Genomic DNA, 19866 nt, shown 5'->3' on the forward strand with positions numbered 1-19866 from the left:
TCAGGACAGGCGCAGGCGTACCCGCAGGTCATCGAGCAGCAGGAACAGGAACGGCCACAGCGCGGCGCCGATCACGGGCGAAAGCCACCAGCTCGGCGGCGGCAGCGCGTCGCCCTCGAACAGGCGCACCAGGAGCGCCAGGATACGGTCGTTGACGAGCAGCGCCAGTACCGCGAGGGTCTGCTGTCCCATCGGGAAAAAGCGCAGGCGGGCGCGAAAGCGCAGCGCGATGAACACCAGCGCGGTGAGCCTGAGCGCCTGCTCGCCGAGCAGCACGCCATCCATGAGATCGCCCGCCAGACCGAGCGCGAAGGCGAGGCCGAGCGACACCCGTTCGGCCGATTCCAGGCTCCAGTACAAGAGCACCAGTGCCGGCCAGTACGGCTTGCACGGCGCGAGCGCCGCCGGCAGCGGCACCAGCATCAGGAGCAGCGCCAGCAGCAGCGAGCCGGCGAACCACAGCCCCCCGAGCCGCGGCCGGCTCATGGCGCCTGACCCGGCTGCGCCGCGGCGGCCGAGGATGCCGGCGTCGGCGCCAGCTCGGCCGGCGGGCCCTCGTTCGCGGCCGGCGCCGGCGGACCGGCCGGCTCGGCCTGTTCGTGCAACAGCAGCACGTCGTCGCTGCGATAGACATCCGCGCTCGGCCGGGCGCGCGCCTCCTGGAACAGGCCGTTGGCCGCCGGCGCCACGCCGATCACCGTGCCGACCGGGAATCCGGGCGGGAACCGTCCGCCCAGGCCGGAGGTGAGCAGACGGTCGCCGACCTTGATGTCGGCCGCCATCGGCACCGTCGGCAGGCTGAGTTGCGCGCTGCCGCGCGCGCCGTAGGCGACGGTGCGCAGCCCGGTGCGTTCCACCGTCACCGGCACCGCGTGGCTGGGATCGGTCACCAGCATCACCACCGCCGTGGTCGGCAGCGTCTCCACCACCTGGCCGAGCAGGCCGTGGGCGTCGATCACCGGCTGCCCGACGCGCACCTTGTCACGCGCGCCGAGGTTGATCACCAGCCGGTTCCGCTCGGCGCCGAGATCGACACCGACCACCCGCGCCAGCTGCACCTTGAGCCCCAGGCTCTTCTGCGTGGCGAGCAGTTCCTTGAGCCGCTCGTTCTGTTCGGCCACCGCGGCCATGCGGTTGAGCTTGGCGTTGGCGAGCAGCAGATCCTCGCGCAGGCGCTGGTTCTGCTCGGTGAGCGCCTGGCGGTCGGCGAAGGCCACACCCAGCGCGCGCGCGCCGGCCGCCGGCAAGCCGGCCAGCCGGTAGACCGGCTCCACCACCACCGCCGCCGTGTAGCGCAGGCGCCACATCCAGCCGTTGCGATGGTCGAGCACCATCAGCACCAGCGCCAGCGCGAGGTAGAAGATGAGCCGCAGCGTGCCGGCGACCGAGGCGGAAAAGAGCGGCGGGGAATCCTGGGCCATCGTCTTGAAGGCATGCACGGGGCGGCGGCTCGGCGCCGCCGGCCGTGGGCGTCAGGCCGGCGGCCGGCGCAGGGCCGCCCTTGGCTTACTCCGGCGCAAAGAAGTCGCTGCCGTGCTGGTCGATGAGTTCCAGCGCCTTGCCGCCGCCGCGCGCCACGCAGGTCAGCGGATCATCGGCGACCTGCACGTAGAGGCCGGTCTCCTCCGAGATCAGCCGGTCCAGATCGCGCAGCAGCGCGCCGCCGCCGGTCAGCACGATGCCGCGTTCGGCGACGTCCGAGCACAACTCCGGCGGGGTCTGCTCCAGCGCCGCCTTGACCGCCGCGACGATGCCCGACAGCGGTTCGTGCAGCGCCTCCAGCACCTCGTTGGAGTTGATGGTGAACATGCGCGGCACGCCCTCGGCGAGGTTGCGTCCGGAGATCTCGATTTCCTTGACCTCGCTCTGCGGAAAGGCGCAGCCGATCTCGATCTTGATCCGCTCGGCGGTCGCCTCGCCGATCAGCGTACCGTGGTTGCGGCGCACGTAGTTGATGATCGCCTCGTCGAAGCGGTCGCCGCCCACGCGCACCGACTGCGAATAGACGATGCCGTTGAGCGAGATCACCGCCACCTCGGAGGTGCCGCCGCCGATGTCCAGCACCATCGCGCCGCGCGCCTCATGCACCGGGATGCCGGCGCCGATCGCCGCGGCCATCGGTTCCTCGATCAGGAATACGTCGCGCGCGCCAGCGCCTTCGGCCGATTCCTTGATCGCGCGGCGCTCGACCTGCGTCGAACCGCACGGCACGCACACCAGCACGCGCGGACTGGGACGCAGCATGCGCGACTTGTGCACCTGGCGGATGAAGTGCTGCAGCATCGCCTCGGTCATGGTGAAGTCGGCGATCACGCCGTCCTTCATCGGCCGCACGGTGGCGATGTTGCCGGGCGTGCGGCCGAGCATGCGCTTGGCCTCGGTGCCCACCGCGGCCACCGCGCGCGGGCCGCCCGGGCCGCGATCCTGGCGGATCGCCACCACCGAGGGCTCGTTGAGCACGATGCCCTGGCCGCGCACATAGACCAGCGTGTTGGCCGTCCCGAGGTCGATCGAGATGTCGTTGGAAAAGATGCCGCGGAACTTCTTGAACATGGCGGTCAGCCCGCTTTGGAGGCGGGTGCAAAGAGCGGCGCGACAGTCTAGTGGCACCCCCCACCCCACGCAAGCGCGCAGTCGTTAAAAAAGCCTTTCAGGACGCGATGATGCGCGGTTTTTCCGCCACCGGCTCGAACCCATGGAAAGTGCCGCGGTTGGCAAGGACGGCGGGCGCGCGCGATCATCCGCGGGTTTGGGCCCCGAGCGCCCTTCTCGACTCCTCCAGCGGACCACACGGCCATGCACGACACCCTCGCCCCGCTCTATGCCGCGCACCTTGCCACCGTGATCGGCCATGCCGACCGGGCGCTCGCCGAGCATGGCTATGACCATCTCCTGATCGCGGCCGGCCACGCGCCGGCCCGCTTCCTGGACGATCAGGACGCACCTTTCGTCGCCAATCCGCATTTCCGCCACTGGCTGCCGCTGACCGATGCGCCGGGCAGCTGGATCGTCCATACGCCGGGCCGGCGCCCGCGGCTGGTGTTCGTGCAGCCGCGCGACTACTGGCACGTGGTGCCGCAGGCGCCGCAGGGCTACTGGGTCGAGCACTTCGAGATCACCACCGTGCGCAGCGCGGCCGAGGCGATCGCCGAGCTGCCCGGCGCGCGCAGCGCGGCGATCGTGCCGCCCGGCCCGGTGCTGGAGGGCGCCGCGATCAATCCGCAGCCGGTGCTCGACCATCTCCACTGGCATCGCGCGTACAAGACGCCCTACGAACGGGCGCTGATGCGCGAGGCCAGCCGCATCGGCGCCCGCGCGCACCGCGCCGCCGCGGCGGCATTCCGCGCCGGCGCCTGCGAGCTCGACATCCACCTGGCCTATCTCGCCGCCGCGCGGCAGTCCGAGGCCGAGCTGCCCTACGCCAACATCGTCGGCCTCAACGAACACGGCGCCGTGCTGCATTACACGAACTTCGACCGCGCGCCGCCCGCCCAGGTGCGCTCGTTCCTGATCGACGCCGGCGCGAGTTTCGCCGGCTACGCCAGCGACATCACCCGCACCCATGCCGCCCCCGGCCATGCCGAGTTCCAAGCCCTGATCGATGCGGTGGACGCCGCCCAGCAGGGCTTCGCCGCGCGCGTGCGCGCCGGGCAGAGTTATCCCGAACTGCACATCCATGCCCACCACGTGCTGGCCGGCATCCTGCGCGAGCACGGCATCCTGCGCATGAGCGCCGAGAGCGCGGTGGAAACCGGCGTCAGCGGGGTGTTCTTTCCGCACGGGCTCGGCCACATGCTCGGCCTGCAGGTGCATGACGTGGCCGGCTTTCAGCGCAGCGAGCGCGGCGGCACGCTGCCGCGGCCGCCCGGCCACCCCTACCTGCGCATGACCCGCACGCTGGAGCCGGGCATGGTGGTGACCATCGAGCCGGGGCTGTATTTCATCGACCTGCTGCTGGAGGAACTGCGCGCCGGGCCGCACGCGCAGGCGGTCGACTGGACGCGGGTGGAGGCCTTCCGCCCCTACGGCGGCATCCGCATCGAGGACGACGTGATCTGCACCGAGGACACGCCGGAAAACCTGACCCGCGACGCCTTCGCCAACCTTTGAACGGACGGCGTCACCCGCTGCCCGCCGGGCCGACGCCGGCGGCGTGCGACCATCCGCCACGCCGCCGGCGTCCCGATGAAGGCGTGATCTTCACGATCCCGGCCTATGCTTGTGACGGTTGCGCAAACGAGCCGTCCCCATGCCCGCCACCGCCACCACCAAGCCTTCCCGTTCCCCGCTGCGCCGCCTCGGCCGCGAGCTGCTGGCGTTGGTGCTGGCCAAACTGGTGCTGCTGACGCTTTTCGGCTGGGCGCTGATGGCGCTGTTTCCGCGCACCGACACCCACCCGTCGGCCATCGAGCACCACCTCGCCCCGGCCACCTCGTCGCATGGAGTTTCCCAGCCATGATCCTGGACCCCGAAGTCGTCGGCCTCTCGCGGCTGCAGTTCGCGCTCACCGCGCTCTACCACTTCCTGTTCGTGCCGTTGACGCTCGGGCTGGTGTGGATCCTGGCCATCATGGAAAGCGTCTACGTGATGACCGGGCGCGAGGTGTGGAAGCGCATGGTGCAATTCTGGGGCGTGCTGTTCGGCATCAACTTCGCCATGGGCGTGGCCACCGGCATCACCATGGAGTTCCAGTTCGGCATGAACTGGGCCTACTACTCCCATTACGTCGGCGACGTGTTCGGCACGCCGCTGGCGATCGAGGGGCTGATGGCGTTCTTCCTCGAGGGCACGCTGATCGGCGTGTTCTTCATGGGCTGGACGCGCACCACCCGGCTGCAGCACCTGGTGGTGACCTGGCTGCTGGCGCTGGCGACCAGTCTCTCGGCGCTGTGGATCCTGGTCGCCAACGGCTGGATGCAGTATCCGGTCGGGGCGAAGTTCAACGTCGACAGCATGCGCATGGAGGTGACCTCGTTCGCCGACGTGCTGTTCAACCCGGTGGCGCAGGCCAAGTTCGTGCACACGGTGAGCGCCGGCTACGTGCTGGGCTCGATGTTCGTGCTCTCGATCAGCGCGTGGTACCTGCTGCGCGGCCGCAACGTGGATTTCGCCAAGCGCTCGATGACGGTGGCGGCGAGTTTCGGCCTCGCTTCCGCGCTGAGCGTGGTGGTGCTGGGCGATGAATCGGGCTATGCCATCTCCGAGAACCAGAAGATGAAGATGGCGGCGATCGAGGCGATGTGGGAGACCGAGCCGCCGCCGGCCTCGTTCACCCTGTTCGGCATTCCCGACGTGGCCACCCGCAGCACGCATTTTGCGGTGCGCATTCCCTGGGTCATGGGCCTGATCGGCACCCGCTCGCTGGACAAGCCCATCCCCGGCATCGCCAACCTGGTCGAGGACACCAAGGGCAAGATCGACAGCGGCCTCAAGGCCTATGACGCCATGCTGGTGCTGCGCGAGGACAAGCACAACGCGCAGGCCAAGGCGATCCTCGCCGCGCACGATCAGGACATGGGCTACGCGCTGCTGCTCAAGCGTTTCATGGACGATCCGCGCAAGGCCACGCCGGCGGACATCCAGAAGGCCGCCGACTCCACCATTCCGAACGTGCCGGTGCTGTTCTGGGCGTTCCGCTTCATGGTGTTGCTCGGCTTCTATTTCATCGCGCTGTTCGCCTACTCGTTCTGGCGGGCCAGCAAGCGGCGGCTGGATGAGAAGCGCTGGTATCTCAAGCTCGCCCTGTGGAGCCTGCCGCTGCCGTGGGTGGCCGCGGAGCTCGGCTGGATCGTCGCCGAATACGGCCGCCAGCCGTGGGCGATCGAGGGCATCCTGCCGACGGCACTCGGCGTGTCATCGCTGACCTCGACCCAGGTGTGGATCTCGCTCGCCGGTTTCGTGCTGTTCTACACCGCCCTCGCCGTCATCGACGTGCTGCTCATGGTGCGCTATGCCCGCAAGGGCCCCGACGGCCTCGGTCTCTGGCCACAGGTGCCGCGCGACCCGTCGCTGCGCCCGGCCCTGGAAGACTAAAAAAGAGGAGGCAGGCCATGTTCGATCTCGAAACCCTGCGCGTGATCTGGTGGGTGCTGCTCGGCGCCCTGTTCATCGGCTTTGCCATCACCGATGGCTACGACTTCGGCACCGCGGCGCTGCTGCGCGTGCTGGGCCGCGACCCGGAGGAGCGACAGGTACTGCTGGAAACCGTGGAGCCGACCTGGGAGGGCAACCAGGTCTGGTTCATCCTCGCCGGCGGTGCGTCCTTCGCCGCCTGGCCGATGCTCTATGCGGTGTCCTTCTCCGGCATGTACCTGGCGATCGCGCTGGTGCTGCTCTCGTTCATCCTGCGGCCGGTCGGCTTCAACTTCCGCGCCAAGATCGCCGACCCGCGCTGGCAGGGGCTGTGGGACTGGGTGCTGGTCGCCTCCGGTGTGGCGGTGCCGCTGCTCTCCGGCGTGGCCTTCGGCAACCTGTTCTTGGGCGTGCCGTTCCGCCTGGACGCCGACCTGCGCATGAGCTGGCAGGGCAGCTTCTGGAGTCTGCTGCATCCGTTCGCGCTCGTCGCCGGACTGGTTTCGCTCGGCATGCTGCTGACCCACGGCGCCACCTGGGTGGCCTACAAGGCCGATCCGCGCCTGGCCGCGCGGGCCGTGCGGGTGGCGCGCTGGTCCTGCCTGGGCTGGGCCGTGCTGTACCTCCTGGCCGGCCTCTGGCTCACCCACCTGCCGGGCTACGCAGTCACCGCGGTCGACCCGGCCGGGCCTTCCAATCCGCTGCTCAAGCAGGTGGCCGCGAGCGGCAGCTGGCTCTCCGGCTATGCCCGCCACCCGGCCTTCGCGCTCGCGCCGCTGGCGGCCTTCGCCGGCGCCCTGCTGGTGCTCTGGCGCACGCCGCGCCAGGGCATCGCCGGATTCATCGGCAGCAGCCTGATGATCGCCGGCACCATCCTCTCGGCCGGCTTCGCGCTGTTCCCATTCCTGATGCCTTCCAGCCTCGACCCGCGCTCCAGCCTGACCATCTGGGACGCCTCCTCCAGCCGCGGCACGCTGCTGTTGATGCTGGGCGCCACCGTGGTGCTGCTGCCGATCGTGCTGCTCTACACCTCGTGGGTGTTCAAGGTCATGGGCGGCCGGGTCACCCTGGAACACGTGCGCGGCGAGCACCGCAGTTACTGACGAGCCCTGATTCGGAGAAGAAGCCCATGTGGTATTTCAGCTGGATCCTCGGCCTGGGCCTGGCCTGCGCCTTCGGCATCCTCAATGCGATGTGGTACGAGCTCAACGCCACCGACGAGGCCCACCAGCGCCGCGAGGCGCAACAGCGCAAGGCCGCCGGCCGCTAGGACGAGGCGAGCAGCGCCTCCACCTCGGTCGGCGCCTTGGGCAGCGCCGCGGTCAACACCTCGTGGCCGTCGGCGGTAACCGCTACGGTGTCCTCGATGCGGATGCCGATGCCACGCCAGCACGCGTCCACGGTGGTGTCCTCGACGGGCACATAGACGCCGGGCTCGACGGTGAGCACCATGCCCGGCTCGAGCAGGCGGGAGAGACCGCCGAGCTGATAATCGCCGACGTCGTGGACGTCCAGCCCCAGCCAATGGCCGGTCTTGCCCGGGACGAAGCGCCGCAGGGCGTCGCCGGCAAGCGCGGCCTCCGCTCCGCCCCGCCACAGGCCGAGCGCGCACAGCCCCTCGGCCAGCACGCGTCTGGCGGCATGGTAGGCGGCATCGAACGGGCGACCGGGGCGCACCTCGGCCAGGGCCGCGTGCTGGGCCGCCAGCACCACTTCGTACAGGGCGCGCTGGGCGCCCTCGTAGCGCCCGCCGACCGGATAACTGCGGCTCAGGTCGCAGGCATAACCGCCCACCTCGGCGCCCGCGTCCAGCAGCAACAGCGTGCCCTCACGCAGGGGCGTGGCGTCGGCATGATGATGCAGCACGCAGGCATGGGCGCCGGCCGCCACGATCGGCGGGAAGGCCGGCACCGCCCCCAGCCTGCGCAGCGCGTAAAGACATTCGGCCTCGACCTCGTATTCGCGCCGTCCCGGCCGCACGGCGCGCAGCGCCGCCCGATGCGCCGCCACCGTGACGCGCGCGGCCTCGCGCAGCAGCTTCATCTCGGCGCGTGACTTGTAAAGCCGCAGCTCGTTGATGAGCGGGCCGAGCGCCGCAAAGGTTTTGGGCACCACGCCGCCGCGCAGTTCGCGCAGACGCCGCATCCAGCCGAGCAGGCGGGCATCGAAGCCACCGTCGCGGCCGAAATGGCAGATCACCCGCGCGCGCTCTTCCAACATGCCGGGCAGGATCTCGTCGATGTCCTCCAGCGGGAAGGCGTCGTCCATGCCGTACTCGCGTACCGCGCCCTCGGTGCCGACCAGGGGACCGTGCCAGCGCTCGTAGTCCGGGTCGCGCTCACGGCAGAACAGGACGACCTCGCCATGCACGCGCCCCGGCAGCAGCACCAGCACCGCCTCCGGCTCGGGGAAGCCGGTCAGGTAGAGGAAATCCGAGTCCTGCCGGTACGGGAAGGCCACGTCGGCGTTGCGCAGGCGCACCGGTGCCGCGGCCAGCAGGATCGCCGCGCCCTCGCCGGCCATGCACAGCAATTCGCGCCGCCGCCGACGGTATTCCTCGGCCGCGATCATCAATGCAGCGTCTTGCTTCCCTGCCGTGCCGCGGCATGGCATTCGGCAAACAGCAGCAAGGCGGCCATGCGCACGAATTCGGTGATTTCGATCAGCGCATCCTCGTCCTCGCCCGCCTCGCCGAAATCCAGCTCGGCGGCGGCGATGGCGCCGAGATCACGCAGGATCTCGCGGGCCTCATCGTCGAGCCCGGCATGCGCCTTCGCGCCGGCGAGACCGAAACCGCCGAGGAAACCGCGGCACCACGCCACCAGCGCCTCGGCGCGCTCGTCCAGCGGCCGGTCGTCGGCCGGCAACAGCGGCTGGAACCCGAGGTCGCTGTCGGCGAGCTCCCGTTCCACCTCGCCGGCCAGGCGCGTGAGCAGTGCCTCGTCGGCCGGCGCGGGCTTGGCCTGTGCTTCCGGCGCCAGTTCCAATGTCGCGAGCAGCGGCTGCCGCCCCGGCACGCCGCCGCCGGCGATGTAGCCGCTCAGGAGCCCATGGAACTCACTGGCGTCCACACCGACACGCAACCGCCGCAGCGCGGCCTCCAGCGTTTCGTAATCCACGGGCTCGGCAAAGGAAGGCATGCGTGGTGATCCGGATTTTTTGGGGGGAGCCCTCTCAGTTTAAACGCTCGCGTTCTTCGAATCCGCGCCCCACCTGCCTGCTATAGTTTCGCCGCCATGAGCACACCCCGCCTCGAGCGCGAACTGGAACGGCTCAACCAGCGCATCGACCGTCTGCTGGAGGCCTTGCGGCGCCTGGCGGAGGAGAACCGCAGCCTGCGGCACAGCCAGGAGCAGCTGGCCAACGAGCGCGCCGGCCTCTTGGCCCGCAACGAGCAGGCGCGCTGCCGCGTGGAGGCGATGATCCAGCGCCTTCGCTCGCTGGAGAACAACCCGCCATGAGCTCGAACGACAGCATTCCGGTGGCCCTGCGGCTGGCCGAGCGCGAGTTCCTGATCGCCTGCGCGCCGGAAGAACGCGACGGCCTGCTGGAGGCGGCCGATTTCCTCGACCGCAAGATGCGCGAGCTGCGCGCCCATGCCAAATCGCCCGGTTTCGACCGCCTGGCCGTGCTCGCGGCGATCAGCATCGCCCACGAATGCCTGGCCTTGCGCCGGCAGAACGCCGCCGCCGAGGAAGCTGCCGCCGAACGGCTGCACGCCCTCAGCCTGCGGCTGGACGCCGCGCTCGAGGCCCACACCGGGCGCTGACGGCGATTGGCATCCATCCGGGGTGCGGGCTAAAATGGCCTCGGCGTTTTCTGCGATGTACGCCAGCCCGCTCCTACATATTGCCTTGTTCCTATATACGGCCCCGGGTCGGCGTTTCATCGGCTGTTGTGCATGTCCGCCTTCGAGCGGAAAGCCTCGAGGCCATGATCGCCCTCCCACCTGATCCTCGTGGATCAAGGTCGTCGGGCGGGCAGCGGCATCGCGGTTGACGCCACCTTTTTCTCGGCCCGCCCCTTGCGGCGCGGTCGCCTCGCCCGCGCCCACTGTGCGGATCGACTTCGAGGAGCCCCGTGGATACCGCCCGCCGCCGCGAACTGCGACTCGAGCTTGCCGCGCGCCGCCGGGCCTTGGGCCCCGCCGAGCGCATCGCCGCCGCGCAGGGTCTGCGGCGCAGCCTCGAGCAGCTGCCCGAGTATCACACCGACGAGCGCATCGCCGGCTACTGGGCCCACGACGGCGAGTTGCCGCTCAACCTGGTCATCCCGCCGTTGATCGCGCGTGGCCAGCGCTTCCTGTTGCCGATGCTGACCGCCGAACGCAGCCTGCGCTTCGCGCCCTGGCAACCGGGTGATCCGGTCGCGCCCAACCGGCACGGCATCCCCGAACCGGTGGCGCCGCGCGAATGGTTCGCGCCGTTCCAGCTCGATCTGGTGCTGGTGCCCTTGCTTGCCTTCGATCGCCGCGGCCGCCGCCTGGGTACCGGCGGCGGCTATTACGATCGCAGCTTCGCCTTTCTCAACGAGCAGCCACGGCCCGCCGAGCCGCTGCTGGTCGGCGTGGGCTACGCCTTCCAGGAGCTGCCCGACATCGAGGCGGCCGACTGGGACGTGCCGCTCGACTACGTCGCCACCGACCGCGAACTCATCGACTGCCACGCCGCCGCGAGCCGCCCATGAAGTATTGGCTGATGAAGTCCGAGCCGACGGCGTTTTCCATCGACGATCTCGCGCGGCGCGGCACCGAGCCCTGGGACGGCGTGCGCAATTACCAGGCGCGCAACTACCTGCGCCAGATGCGCGTGGGCGATCAGGCCTTCTTCTACCATTCCAACTGCGCCGAACCGGCCATCGTCGGCCTGGTCGAGGTGGTGACGGAGGCTTATCCGGACCCCAGCCAGTTCGATCCGGACAGCCCGTATTTCGATCCGAAGAGCTCGCGCGAGGCCCCGCGCTGGTCGCTGGTGGAGGTGCGCTTTGAGCGCAAGCTCGCCCGCCCGATCACCCTGCGCGAACTCAAGGCCGACCCTGCCCTGGCCGGGCTCGCCCTGCTGCAGCGGGGCCACCGGCTTTCAGTGATGCCGGTCACGCCGGCGCAATGGCGGCATATCCTTGCCCTCGAATGACCCTGCCTTCCGGTGACCGCATGACCGACGCCAGCAATAATGCCGCCGCCCAGAAACGCCAGGCCGCCGAGGCCGCCCTTGGCTTCGTCGAGGACGGCATGGTGGTGGGGGTCGGTACCGGCTCCACCGTGGCCTTCTTCATCGATGCGCTGGCCGGCATCCGCCATCGCATCCGCGGCGCCGTCTCCAGTTCCGAGCGCAGCGCGCAGCTGCTGCGCGAGCGCGGCATCGAGGTGTTCGATCTCAACAGCGCCGGGCCGCTGCCGCTTTACGTGGACGGCGCGGACGAATGCGATCCGCAGCGCCGACTGATCAAGGGCGGCGGCGGCGCCCTCACCGGCGAGAAGATCATCGCCGAGGCGAGCCGAACCTTCGTGTGCATCATCGACGAGTCCAAGGAAGTCGACGTGCTCGGCCGTTTTCCGTTGCCGATCGAGGTCATCCCGATGGCGCGCAGCCTGGTCGGCCGCGAGATCGTCAAACGCGGCGGCCAGCCGGTGTGGCGCGAGGGCACCGTCACCGATTACGGCAACTGGATCATCGACGTGCATGGCTGGCGCATCACCGATCCGGTGGCGCTGGAACGCGAGCTCAACCAGATTCCGGGCATCGTCACCGTCGGTCTGTTCGCGCGTCGTCCGGCCGACGTGGTGCTGGTCGGAAACCGCCGGCGATGAGCGCACGCCGCGCGCACGGAAGGATCGGCAACCCCGCGCCGGGCCGCGCATGGCCTCGATAGAAATCGTGCTGGTGATGCTGCTGGCCCTCGTCGCCAGCGGCTACCTGGTGCGCATGCTGCCCTTCGCGCTGCCGCTGCCGCTGATGCAGATCGCGCTCGGCGCACTGATCGCGGCGCTGGGCGGCCGCAGCGTCCAGCTCGAGCCGGACGTCTTCTTCCTGCTGTTCCTGCCGCCGCTGTTGTTTCTGGACGGCTGGCGCATCCCCAAGGAAGGGCTGTTCGGCGACCGCGGCCTGATCCTGCAGCTCGCCTTCGGCCTGGTGCTGTTCACCGTGCTCGGCGCCGGCTTCCTCATCCACTGGATGATCCCGGCCATGCCATTGCCCGTGGCCTTCGCCCTGGCCGCGATCATCTCGCCGACCGACCCCGTCGCGGTATCGGCGATCGCCGCCCGGGTGCCGATTCCGAAACGGCTGATGCACATCCTGGAGGGCGAGTCGCTGTTCAACGACGCCTCCGGCTTGGTCTGCTTCCGCTTCGCGGTGGCGGCGGCGCTGACCGGCGGCTTCTCGCTGGTTTCCGCATCGCTGACCTTTCTCTGGGTGGCGCTCGCCGGCGCGGCGGTCGGCGTCGGCGTCACCTGGGGCGCCAGTCTCGCGCAGCGCTGGCTATCGCGCCGCTTCGGCGAGGAGAGCGGCTCGTCGATCCTGGTCAGCCTGCTGATACCGTTCGGCGCCTACCTGCTGGCCGAGCACCTCCATGCCTCGGGCATCCTCGCCGCGGTGGCGGCCGGCGTCAGCATGAGCTTCGTCGAACTCAGCGGCAGGGCACTGGCGACCACCCGGGTACATCGCGCGGTGGTCTGGGATACCTTGCAGTTCGCGCTGAACGGCCTGGTCTTCGTGCTGCTCGGCGAGCAGTTGCCCGGCATCGTGCGCGACGCCTACATCGCGCTGAAGGAAAGCGGCCGCCACAGCCCATGGTGGTTGCTGCTGTACGTGCTGGCCATCAATCTCGCCCTGGCCCTGCTGCGCCTGCTGTGGGTCTGGACCACGATGCACTGGAACCTGTTCCGCTCGCGCCGGCGCGGCGAAAAGGTCGAGCGACCGCCGTGGCGTCTGGTGATCGCCACCTCGCTCGCCGGCGTACGCGGCGCGGTCACCCTGGCCGGCGTACTCACCCTGCCGCTGACCCTGCCGCAGGGCGCGCCGTTCCCGGCGCGCAACCTGGCGATCTTCCTGGCCGCGGCGGTGATCCTGGTCTCCCTCATCGCCGCCAGCATCGGCCTGCCCTATCTCCTTGAGGGCCTGCAGATTCCGGAAGAACCCAGCGAGCGGCGCGAGATCGAACTGGCACGACGGGAGGCGGCGGCCAAGGCGATCGCGGCGATCGAACAGGCCCAGCACACCCTGGCCGAGAAAAACCCTGCCGATGCCGACCTCTACACCAATGCGGCCAGCCGGGTGATGAGCAGCTATCAGCGCCGCCTCGGCGGCGGCAAATCCGGCGGGGACATCCATGCCGAGGAACTGCGCAAGGCCGACGCCGCGGAAATCGCCCTGCGACTTGCCGCCCTGCAGGCCGAACGGCAGGAAATCTTCCGCCTGGCCAGGCAACGGCGCATTTCCGACGAAACCGCACGCCGACTCGTCCGCGAAATCGATCTGCTCGAAGAGCGCTACCGTTGACGAGAGATGCCCGGCAGACGCCGGCCTTTGCATCCACGGCAGCGCCGATGATGAAAACCCTCCCGCGGTCGATGGCCCAACCGATGCAGGGCGCCGCCGGCTGCTCGGAATCGAGTCGTCCCTGCAACAAATAAGAAGCCCCGCAGATCGCTCGGCGGGGCTTTGAGATTTGGCTGGGAGACTAGGATTCGAACCTAGATAAACGGAGTCAGAGTCCGTTGTCCTACCATTAGACGATCTCCCAACGAAGCGGCAGGCGCTTGCACATTCTAACCGTGCAAAGGCCTCGGGTGATCAACGCTTGGAGAACTGGGTGGCGCGACGGGCCTTGTGCAGACCGACCTTCTTGCGCTCGACCTCGCGGGCGTCGCGGGTGATGAAGCCGGCCTTGCGCAGCGGCGCCTTGAGCGTCTCGTCGTACTCGACCAGCGCGCGGGCGATGCCGAGCCGGATCGCGCCGGCCTGGCCGGTGATGCCGCCGCCGGCGACGGTGACCTTGATGTCGAACTTCTCGCTGCTCTGGGTCAGTTCGAGCGGCTGGCGCACGATCATGCGCGAGGTCTCGCGGCCGAAGAACTGGTCGAGCGGCTTGCCGTTCACCTCGATCGCGCCGCTGCCCTTGCGCAGGAAGACGCGGGCGGCGGAGGTCTTGCGGCGGCCGGTGCCGTAGTTCTGCTGGATTGCCATAGGTTTTCCGGTTGCTTATTTCGAAGACGCGGCTTGGATGCAGCCGCTTTCAGTCACATCGTGCGGATCAGACGTCCAGCGGCTGCGGCTGCTGCGCCGCGTGCGGATGCTCGGCGCCGGCATAGACCTTGAGCTTGCTGTACATCGCCCGCCCCAGCGGATTCTTCGGCAGCATGCCCTTGACCGCGATCTCGATGACGCGTTCCGGGTGCGTGGCCAAAAGATCCTTGAGCGAGGTCGTCTTCAGGTTGCCGACGTGGCCGGTGAAACGGTGGTACTGCTTGTCATCCAGCTTGCGGCCGGTGACCGCCACCTGCTGCGCGTTGATGACGACGATGTAATCGCCGGTATCGACATGCGGGGTGAATTCGGGCTTGTGCTTGCCGCGCAGGCGGCGGGCGATCTCGGTGGCGAGCCGGCCGAGCGTCTTGCCCGCGGCGTCGACCACATACCAGTCGCGCTTGACGCTTTCCGGCTTGGCGCTGAACGTTTTCATGCGTGGATACCTAGTCTGCCGCCGCGTTGGCGGTGGGCAAAAGCGTGGAATAAAGGCGCGAGAGCATAGCCGAAGCCCGCTCCATCGCGCAAGAACCGCCGCTCGGCGGTTCGCGGGCCGGCAATGTTAGCATGGCCGGCATGGCGCCTGAAAAGCCCCTCGCCGCCTCGATCGTCGCGCTCGCCGACCAGTGCGTGCAGTGCGGATTGTGCCTGCCGGTCTGCCCGACCTATGCGCTGGATGCGCGCGAGACCGAATCCCCGCGCGGGCGCATCGCCCTGGCGCGGGCCGCCGCGACCGGTGAGCTTGCGATCACGGCCGACAACCGCCTGCCGCTCGATCATTGCCTCGGTTGCCTGGCCTGCGAACGGGTCTGTCCGGCGCAGGTGCGCTACGACGCACTCCTGCTTCAAACCCGTGCCCTGCTGGGTCCTTCACCGCGCCGGCCGCATCGCCTGCTCGCCCTGCTCAAGCACCCGCGCCTGCTGCGTTTGCTGCGGCGAAGCCTGGGCCGTTGGCGCCCCCCGGCCATGCTGCGAAAATACCTGCCCTCGTCGGTTCTGCGCGCGGCGCTGGACCTCGTGCCGCGTCAGCCGCCCGGCAAACCGCTGCGTACGCGCCGCGTCGCGGCGGCCCGGGTGGCGATCTTTCCCGGCTGCGTGGCGAGCGTGGAGGATGCCGATGCGCAGCGCGCCCTGTGGACACTGCTGCAGTCCTGCGGCATCGCGGCGAGCGTGCTGCCGGCCTTGTGCTGCGGCGCCCTGGACGCCCACGACGGCGACGCCGCGCACGCCGAAGCCGCCGCCGAACGGGTCCGCCGGGCCTGGCGCGCGAGCGGCGCCAGCGAGCTGATCTGCATCACGCCGGGGTGCCTCGACACGCTGCGCGCCGCCTTGCCGGACGTGCCGGTGAACGACGGCTGGGCGCTCCTGGCCGCACACGCCGGACACTGGCGCCTGCGCCCGCTGCATGCGCGGGTGATGCTGCACGTGCCCTGTACGCAACGCCATGTCGCGCGCAGCGACGCCGCCATGCGCGCCCTGCTGGAACGCATCCCCGGGCTTTCGATCGAGACGCTCGGCACCCACACCTGCTGCGGCGCCGCCGGCAGCCACGTGCTCACCTTCCCCGAGCGCGCCGCGCAGCTGCGCGCACCGTTGCGCCGGCAACTGGCCGAGCGCGCGCCGGCACTGCTGTTGTCCTCCAACATCGGCTGCCGTCTGCATCTCGGCGCCGGCGACGCGGCCCTGCCGCCTTCGCTGCATCCGCTGACCCTGCTCGCCCGACAGCTGGAACCATCGCCCGGAGTCCGCCCATGACCCCTTCCGTGCCCGTACGCACCTTGAGCCCGCTCGATCGCCTGCTGAGCGGGCTGGAACATGCCCTGGAAACCCTTGCCGGCGCGCCGGTGGCCAGCCGTCCCTCGCCGGCGGCGGACTTGCCGGAGGCCGAACTCACCGCCGCCGAGCGGCGCCATGTCATCGGCCTGATGCGTGTCAACCATGCCGGCGAGGTCTGCGCCCAGGCGCTCTACGACGGCCAGGCGACGCTGGCCCGGGACGAGGCCACGCAGGCGCATCTGGCGGCGGCGGCACGCGAGGAAACCGACCATCTGGCCTGGTGCGCCGAGCGGCTGCGCGAGCTGGGCGGCCGCCCCAGCCTGCTCGATCCCTTCTGGTATGCGGGCAGCTTCGCCATCGGCGCCGCCGCCGCGCTCGCCGGCGACGCGGTCAGCCTGGGCTTCGTGGTCGAGACCGAGCGCCAGGTGGAGGCGCATCTGGCCGAGCATCTGGAGCGTTTGCCGGCACAGGATGCGCGGTCCCGCGCGATCCTCACGCAGATGCAGCGCGACGAGGCCCGGCATGCCGATGCCGCCCGTGCGCGCGGCGGCGTGGAGCTGCCTTTCCCGATCCCGCCGCTGATGCGGCTGGCCTCGCAGGTGATGAAGACCCTGGCCTACCGGCTCTGACCGCATCGAGCCCTGACGCGCCACGCCGCAATGCGGTGGTTCCCCCAGCACCCGCACCCGCCTCGGCGGCGGGTGCCCGGCCAGGTCACATCAGGTTGCGGCCGTGGAACAGTTCCTCGATCTCGCGCTTGAGCAGCGACTCGATGCGCTGGCGCTCCTTGAACGAGAGATCGTCGGCATGCGCCTCGAACAGGTAGGTGTCGAGGTCGAAGTCCTTGATGTGCATCTTGGTGTGGAAGATGTTCTCCTGATAGACGTTGACGTCGAACATCTCGTACTTCTGCTTGATGTGGCGGGCCAGATAGTCCTGCACCGAATTGATCTTGTGGTCGATGAAGTGCTTCTTGCCCTTGACGTCGCGGGTGAAGCCGCGCACGCGGTAGTCGCAGATGACGATGTCCGACTCGAAGCTGTCGATCAGGTAGTTGAGCGCCTTGAGCGGCGAGATCACCCCGCAGGTGGCGACGTCGATGTCCGCGCGGAAGGTGGCGATGCCGTTGTGCGGGTGGGTTTCCGGATAGGTGTGGACGGTGATGTGGCTCTTGTCCAGGTGCGCCACCACCGCGCCGGAGATCGAGTCGCGACCGAGCTTCTCCACCACCGGCTGCTCGGAGATCAGGATCGTCACCGAGGCGCCTTGCGGGTCGTAGTCCTGGCGCGCGATGTTGAGGATGTTGGCGCCGATGATCTCGGCCACGTCGGTGAGGATCTGGGTCAGCCGGTCGGCGTCGTACTGCTCGTCGATGTATTCGATGTAGCGCTGGCGCTGGTCTTCGGACACTGCGTAGCAGATGTCGTAGATGTTGAAGCTCAGGGCCTTGGTCAGGTTGTTGAAGCCCTGCAGGCGCAGGCGCGGGAGCGGTTTCACCACGGCGACTCTCCATGGCCGAGGGACGGCCAGCAGATGAGGCGGGTTAGCAGCTTTAAGGGTCCCCGCGATACGGAAACGGCGACGAAGGACCCTCATCCCTCGCACCCTGGATGGAACTTCGGCCCCGAGAACGGCGCCGAAGGCCGGCTATTATGCGGCAAGCTCGTTACAACATAAAAACTGTCGTCCAGCCGCGGCTTTGCCATAATCGGCGCCCAGGGGGCATTCAGGGGATCTAACGCGATGGTCAGCGGCCATCAGGCGGGGAAGCAGCTCGTGGTGCAACTCAAGTATCAACTTCAGCAGGCTTTCGAACGTTCGCAGGCACCGCTCGGCTTTGCGCCGGATCCGGCCTCGATGGAACGCTTCCTCGCGCTTTGCCATCGCCGGCGCTATCCGGGCAAGACCGCGATCATCCGGCCGGGCGATCCGGCCAACACGCTGTACTACGTGATGGACGGCTCGCTCGCCGTGTGCACCGAGGACGAACAGGGCCGCGAGCTCATCCTGGCCTACATCAACCGCGGCCAGTTCATCGGCGAAATGGGCCTGTTCGTGGAACAGGCGCAGCCCGAATCGGTGGTGCGCACGCGCACGCCCTGCGAGATGGCGGAAGTCAGCTACGAGCGGCTGTTCCAGCTGCTGGCCGGGCCGCTGCGCGAGGAATGCCCCAAGATCCTGTTCGCCATCGGCGCCCAGCTCACCCAGCGCCTGCTGCGTGCCTCGCGCCAAGTGAGCCGGATGGCCTTCATGGACGTCACCGGGCGGATTTCACGCACGCTCATCGACCTGTGCCAGGAACCCGACGCCATGAGCCATCCGGAAGGCACCCAGATCCGCATCTCCAGGCAGGAGGTCAGCCGCATCGTCGGTTGCTCGCGCGAGATGGTCGGCCGCGTGCTCAAGCAGCTGGAGGAGCAGGGCATGATCCAGGTCTCTGGCAAGACCATCGTGGTGCGCGGCACGCGCTGAACTCCACCGCCGGCCGCTACTCAACGCGTCGGCCGGTAGATCATGTAGACGTCCGCGCGCCGGTAATGCGAGCCCGGCCGCGGACCGTCCTGACGCACGAAGCCGGCCGCCTCGTAGAGGCGCAGCGCCGTCGTCAGGCGGCTGTTCGATTCCAGGAACAGTTCACGGCCGCCGCGGCGATGGAAGGTTTCGATCGCGGCGGCGAGCAGCCGGCGGCCGATGCCCTGGCCCTGGCAGCGCTCGTCCACGCACATCTTGGCCAGCTCGAAGACGCCCTCGCCCGCCTTGAGCAGGGCGCAGGTGCCGACCGCGTGGCCGGCCCGGCAGGCAAACAGCAGTTCGCCGCCCGGTGCGAGCACGTGGTGCTCGGGATCGGCGAGCATGACGCGATCGACTTCCTCGAGCTGGAAATAACGCTCGAGCCATTGCACGTTCAAACGCCAGAAGGCCTCGGCCAGTGCCGGCCGATAGGACACGATCTCGATCGGTGCATGGGATGCGTCATCCGACGCTGGCTGGGAAAGCATGTCGACCTCGGTTGAATGGCTCGGGATGGACGCATGGCGGCGGCGGCCGCCTTGCGAAAGAGGAAAACGTCCGTTCAGGCCCAATGCACCACACGAAGACGCGTGCCGAGCGCGCGCTCCAGACGCCGGCGGGTCTTGGGGGCGGGGTTGACCAGCACGGCGCACTCGGCGGCCGACCGCAGCAGCGGCAGATCCTCCGCCGCATCGGTGTAGGCCACGTGCCACCCGGCAAGGCCCGCACGGGCCAGCGCCTGGGCCTTGCGCGGCCCATAGTTGTGATAGTGCGCGCGCATGCCGAACCAGCCGGCACGCAGTTCCGAGCCGATCACTTCGACGTCCGGCAGGCCGAGCTCCTCCAGCAGGCGCTTGGCAAGGGTGGTCTCGCAGCCGGTGGCGACGATCACCCGCGCCCCGGCGCATTGGTGCCGGCGCAGGGTGCGCAGCCCCTCGCGGATGAAGCTGCCCGGCTGACGGGCGCGACGCATCGCGAAAGCGTCCACTGCCGCCAGGTAGCGTGCCGGACGCATGCCCCAGAGGCCGATATGGATGAGCGCGCGGATCGCCCGTGGTCGGGCGACGAGCAGCAACGGCACGAGCCACGGCAGGCACAGCAGCAGGCCCGCCAGCCGCCAGGGCGCGCGCCGGTAACGCTCGCGCACGAACAGAACGAAGGCGTCGCCGCGATGGAGTACGCCGTCGAAATCGAAGACCACCACGCGTGGCATGGCGCAGGCACCCGGCAGGTCCGCGCCGGCCATCAGTTCCATCATCGC

At 69.2% G+C, this 19866-nt stretch carries 24 protein-coding genes, 1 tRNA gene and 1 other RNA gene; 15 read left to right on the forward strand and 11 right to left on the reverse strand.

What is annotated here, in order from left to right; all coding sequences use genetic code 11:
* The 3 genes from mreD to ALSL_RS11275 form a co-directional block, all read right to left on the reverse strand.
* Positions 1-486: a rod shape-determining protein MreD gene (mreD, locus tag ALSL_RS11265; protein WP_126539221.1), complete on the reverse strand. Its 486-nt coding sequence runs from the start codon at positions 484-486 to the stop codon at positions 1-3.
* On the reverse strand, positions 483-1421 hold the full coding sequence (mreC, locus tag ALSL_RS11270) for a rod shape-determining protein MreC (protein ID WP_126539223.1): 939 nt from the start codon (positions 1419-1421) through the stop codon (positions 483-485). The genes mreD and mreC overlap by 4 nt, the downstream gene beginning before the upstream one ends.
* A gap of 85 nt (positions 1422-1506) precedes the next feature.
* Positions 1507-2553 carry a rod shape-determining protein gene (locus ALSL_RS11275; RefSeq protein WP_126539225.1) on the reverse strand — a complete coding sequence of 349 codons (1047 nt, stop codon included), beginning with the start codon at positions 2551-2553 and terminating at the stop codon, positions 1507-1509.
* A 243-nt stretch (positions 2554-2796) separates the two neighbouring features.
* Between ALSL_RS11275 and pepQ the strand changes: the two genes are divergently transcribed.
* The 5 genes from pepQ (at position 2797) to cydX (ending at position 7342) form a co-directional block, all read left to right on the forward strand.
* Positions 2797-4110: a Xaa-Pro dipeptidase gene (gene pepQ / locus ALSL_RS11280; RefSeq protein ID WP_126539227.1), complete on the forward strand. Its 1314-nt coding sequence runs from the start codon at positions 2797-2799 to the stop codon at positions 4108-4110.
* Between the two features lie 139 nt (positions 4111-4249).
* The gene (locus ALSL_RS11285) at positions 4250-4459 is read left to right on the forward strand and encodes a hypothetical protein (RefSeq protein WP_126539229.1); all 210 of its coding nucleotides are present in this window, start codon (positions 4250-4252) and stop codon (positions 4457-4459) included.
* The gene (locus ALSL_RS11290; protein WP_126539231.1) at positions 4456-6033 is read left to right on the forward strand and encodes a cytochrome ubiquinol oxidase subunit I; all 1578 of its coding nucleotides are present in this window, start codon (positions 4456-4458) and stop codon (positions 6031-6033) included. Before ALSL_RS11285 ends, ALSL_RS11290 begins: the two co-directional genes overlap by 4 nt.
* 17 nt (positions 6034-6050) lie before the next feature.
* Positions 6051-7175: a cytochrome d ubiquinol oxidase subunit II gene (gene cydB / locus ALSL_RS11295; protein WP_126539233.1), complete on the forward strand. Its 1125-nt coding sequence runs from the start codon at positions 6051-6053 to the stop codon at positions 7173-7175.
* 26 nt (positions 7176-7201) lie between these two features.
* Positions 7202-7342 carry a cytochrome bd-I oxidase subunit CydX gene (gene cydX, locus ALSL_RS11300; RefSeq protein WP_126539235.1) on the forward strand — a complete coding sequence of 47 codons (141 nt, stop codon included), beginning with the start codon at positions 7202-7204 and terminating at the stop codon, positions 7340-7342.
* Here the strand turns inward: cydX and ALSL_RS11305 are convergent.
* Positions 7339-8643: an aminopeptidase P N-terminal domain-containing protein gene (locus tag ALSL_RS11305; RefSeq protein WP_174928845.1), complete on the reverse strand. Its 1305-nt coding sequence runs from the start codon at positions 8641-8643 to the stop codon at positions 7339-7341. The genes cydX and ALSL_RS11305 overlap by 4 nt on opposite strands.
* Positions 8643-9212, reverse strand: coding sequence for a UPF0149 family protein (locus ALSL_RS11310; RefSeq protein ID WP_126539239.1), 570 nt, complete (start codon positions 9210-9212; stop codon positions 8643-8645). The genes ALSL_RS11305 and ALSL_RS11310 overlap by 1 nt, the downstream gene beginning before the upstream one ends.
* 96 nt (positions 9213-9308) lie before the next feature.
* Between ALSL_RS11310 and ALSL_RS11315 the strand changes: the two genes are divergently transcribed.
* The 7 genes from ALSL_RS11315 (at position 9309) to ALSL_RS11345 (ending at position 13571) form a co-directional block, all read left to right on the forward strand.
* On the forward strand, positions 9309-9533 hold the full coding sequence (locus ALSL_RS11315; RefSeq protein WP_126539241.1) for a TIGR02449 family protein: 225 nt from the start codon (positions 9309-9311) through the stop codon (positions 9531-9533).
* Complete coding sequence (locus ALSL_RS11320) at positions 9530-9841, forward strand: cell division protein ZapA (protein WP_126539243.1); 312 nt, start codon at positions 9530-9532, stop codon at positions 9839-9841. Before ALSL_RS11315 ends, ALSL_RS11320 begins: the two co-directional genes overlap by 4 nt.
* 44 nt (positions 9842-9885) lie before the next feature.
* A non-coding RNA gene (gene ssrS / locus ALSL_RS11325) (6S RNA) lies at positions 9886-10074 on the forward strand.
* A 78-nt stretch (positions 10075-10152) separates the two neighbouring features.
* Positions 10153-10758 carry a 5-formyltetrahydrofolate cyclo-ligase gene (locus ALSL_RS11330; RefSeq protein WP_126539245.1) on the forward strand — a complete coding sequence of 202 codons (606 nt, stop codon included), beginning with the start codon at positions 10153-10155 and terminating at the stop codon, positions 10756-10758.
* On the forward strand, positions 10755-11204 hold the full coding sequence (locus ALSL_RS11335) for an EVE domain-containing protein (protein WP_126539247.1): 450 nt from the start codon (positions 10755-10757) through the stop codon (positions 11202-11204). The genes ALSL_RS11330 and ALSL_RS11335 overlap by 4 nt, the downstream gene beginning before the upstream one ends.
* A gap of 20 nt (positions 11205-11224) precedes the next feature.
* Complete coding sequence (rpiA, locus tag ALSL_RS11340) at positions 11225-11881, forward strand: ribose-5-phosphate isomerase RpiA (protein WP_126539249.1); 657 nt, start codon at positions 11225-11227, stop codon at positions 11879-11881.
* 49 nt (positions 11882-11930) lie between these two features.
* A complete protein-coding gene (locus ALSL_RS11345; RefSeq protein ID WP_126539251.1) occupies positions 11931-13571 on the forward strand; it encodes a Na+/H+ antiporter in 1641 nt (546 codons plus the stop codon).
* Positions 13572-13741: 170 nt separating this feature from the next.
* On the opposite strand, the gene ALSL_RS11350 is transcribed toward ALSL_RS11345, so the two are convergent.
* From ALSL_RS11350 to rplM, 3 genes are all read right to left on the reverse strand, one after another.
* Positions 13742-13815: transfer RNA gene (locus ALSL_RS11350), tRNA-Gln, on the reverse strand.
* Between the two features lie 50 nt (positions 13816-13865).
* Positions 13866-14258: a 30S ribosomal protein S9 gene (rpsI, locus tag ALSL_RS11355; RefSeq protein WP_126539253.1), complete on the reverse strand. Its 393-nt coding sequence runs from the start codon at positions 14256-14258 to the stop codon at positions 13866-13868.
* Between the two features lie 67 nt (positions 14259-14325).
* Positions 14326-14754, reverse strand: a complete 429-nt coding sequence (gene rplM / locus ALSL_RS11360) for a 50S ribosomal protein L13 (RefSeq protein ID WP_126539255.1) — start codon at positions 14752-14754, stop codon at positions 14326-14328.
* A 140-nt stretch (positions 14755-14894) separates the two neighbouring features.
* Here rplM and ALSL_RS11365 point away from each other — a divergent pair, with 140 nt between their 5' ends.
* Positions 14895-16073: a (Fe-S)-binding protein gene (locus tag ALSL_RS11365; protein WP_231700220.1), complete on the forward strand. Its 1179-nt coding sequence runs from the start codon at positions 14895-14897 to the stop codon at positions 16071-16073.
* Entirely contained in the window at positions 16070-16723 is a 654-nt protein-coding gene (gene coq7 / locus ALSL_RS11370) for a 2-polyprenyl-3-methyl-6-methoxy-1,4-benzoquinone monooxygenase (RefSeq protein ID WP_161970958.1), read from the forward strand. Before ALSL_RS11365 ends, coq7 begins: the two co-directional genes overlap by 4 nt.
* An 85-nt stretch (positions 16724-16808) precedes the next feature.
* Here the strand turns inward: coq7 and speD are convergent, their stop codons facing one another.
* The gene (gene speD, locus ALSL_RS11375; RefSeq protein WP_126539259.1) at positions 16809-17594 is read right to left on the reverse strand and encodes an adenosylmethionine decarboxylase; all 786 of its coding nucleotides are present in this window, start codon (positions 17592-17594) and stop codon (positions 16809-16811) included.
* Positions 17595-17837: 243 nt separating this feature from the next.
* Here speD and crp point away from each other — a divergent pair, with 243 nt between their 5' ends.
* Complete coding sequence (gene crp, locus ALSL_RS11380) at positions 17838-18566, forward strand: cAMP-activated global transcriptional regulator CRP (protein ID WP_174928846.1); 729 nt, start codon at positions 17838-17840, stop codon at positions 18564-18566.
* Between the two features lie 20 nt (positions 18567-18586).
* On the opposite strand, the gene ALSL_RS11385 is transcribed toward crp, so the two are convergent.
* Together ALSL_RS11385 and ALSL_RS11390 are read right to left on the reverse strand one after the other, a co-directional pair.
* Positions 18587-19093 (reverse strand): GNAT family N-acetyltransferase, encoded by a 507-nt coding sequence (locus ALSL_RS11385; RefSeq protein WP_126539263.1) that lies wholly within the window; start codon positions 19091-19093, stop codon positions 18587-18589.
* 74 nt (positions 19094-19167) lie between these two features.
* Positions 19168-19860, reverse strand: a complete 693-nt coding sequence (locus ALSL_RS11390) for a haloacid dehalogenase-like hydrolase (RefSeq protein ID WP_174928847.1) — start codon at positions 19858-19860, stop codon at positions 19168-19170.
* Positions 19861-19866 lie beyond the last annotated feature (6 nt).

Origin of the sequence: Aerosticca soli (assembly GCF_003967035.1) — a bacterium.
GTDB lineage: Bacteria > Pseudomonadota > Gammaproteobacteria > Xanthomonadales > Rhodanobacteraceae > Aerosticca > Aerosticca soli.

Excerpts from the sequence above, each read along its gene's own strand:
- mreD (WP_126539221.1), bottom strand. The coding sequence starts at position 486 with ATGAGCCGGCCGCGGCTCGGGGGGCTGTGGTTCGCCGGCTCGCTGCTG.
- mreC (WP_126539223.1), bottom strand. The coding sequence starts at position 1,421 with ATGGCCCAGGATTCCCCGCCGCTCTTTTCCGCCTCGGTCGCCGGCACG.
- ALSL_RS11275 (WP_126539225.1), bottom strand. The coding sequence starts at position 2,553 with ATGTTCAAGAAGTTCCGCGGCATCTTTTCCAACGACATCTCGATCGAC.
- pepQ (WP_126539227.1), top strand. The coding sequence starts at position 2,797 with ATGCACGACACCCTCGCCCCGCTCTATGCCGCGCACCTTGCCACCGTG.
- ALSL_RS11285 (WP_126539229.1), top strand. The coding sequence starts at position 4,250 with ATGCCCGCCACCGCCACCACCAAGCCTTCCCGTTCCCCGCTGCGCCGC.
- ALSL_RS11290 (WP_126539231.1), top strand. The coding sequence starts at position 4,456 with ATGATCCTGGACCCCGAAGTCGTCGGCCTCTCGCGGCTGCAGTTCGCG.
- cydB (WP_126539233.1), top strand. The coding sequence starts at position 6,051 with ATGTTCGATCTCGAAACCCTGCGCGTGATCTGGTGGGTGCTGCTCGGC.
- cydX (WP_126539235.1), top strand. The coding sequence starts at position 7,202 with ATGTGGTATTTCAGCTGGATCCTCGGCCTGGGCCTGGCCTGCGCCTTC.
- ALSL_RS11305 (WP_174928845.1), bottom strand. The coding sequence starts at position 8,643 with ATGATCGCGGCCGAGGAATACCGTCGGCGGCGGCGCGAATTGCTGTGC.
- ALSL_RS11310 (WP_126539239.1), bottom strand. The coding sequence starts at position 9,212 with ATGCCTTCCTTTGCCGAGCCCGTGGATTACGAAACGCTGGAGGCCGCG.
- ALSL_RS11315 (WP_126539241.1), top strand. The coding sequence starts at position 9,309 with ATGAGCACACCCCGCCTCGAGCGCGAACTGGAACGGCTCAACCAGCGC.
- ALSL_RS11320 (WP_126539243.1), top strand. The coding sequence starts at position 9,530 with ATGAGCTCGAACGACAGCATTCCGGTGGCCCTGCGGCTGGCCGAGCGC.
- ALSL_RS11335 (WP_126539247.1), top strand. The coding sequence starts at position 10,755 with ATGAAGTATTGGCTGATGAAGTCCGAGCCGACGGCGTTTTCCATCGAC.
- rpiA (WP_126539249.1), top strand. The coding sequence starts at position 11,225 with ATGACCGACGCCAGCAATAATGCCGCCGCCCAGAAACGCCAGGCCGCC.
- ALSL_RS11345 (WP_126539251.1), top strand. The coding sequence starts at position 11,931 with ATGGCCTCGATAGAAATCGTGCTGGTGATGCTGCTGGCCCTCGTCGCC.
- rpsI (WP_126539253.1), bottom strand. The coding sequence starts at position 14,258 with ATGGCAATCCAGCAGAACTACGGCACCGGCCGCCGCAAGACCTCCGCC.
- rplM (WP_126539255.1), bottom strand. The coding sequence starts at position 14,754 with ATGAAAACGTTCAGCGCCAAGCCGGAAAGCGTCAAGCGCGACTGGTAT.
- ALSL_RS11365 (WP_231700220.1), top strand. The coding sequence starts at position 14,895 with ATGGCGCCTGAAAAGCCCCTCGCCGCCTCGATCGTCGCGCTCGCCGAC.
- coq7 (WP_161970958.1), top strand. The coding sequence starts at position 16,070 with ATGACCCCTTCCGTGCCCGTACGCACCTTGAGCCCGCTCGATCGCCTG.
- crp (WP_174928846.1), top strand. The coding sequence starts at position 17,838 with ATGGTCAGCGGCCATCAGGCGGGGAAGCAGCTCGTGGTGCAACTCAAG.
- ALSL_RS11385 (WP_126539263.1), bottom strand. The coding sequence starts at position 19,093 with ATGCTTTCCCAGCCAGCGTCGGATGACGCATCCCATGCACCGATCGAG.
- ALSL_RS11390 (WP_174928847.1), bottom strand. The coding sequence starts at position 19,860 with ATGGAACTGATGGCCGGCGCGGACCTGCCGGGTGCCTGCGCCATGCCA.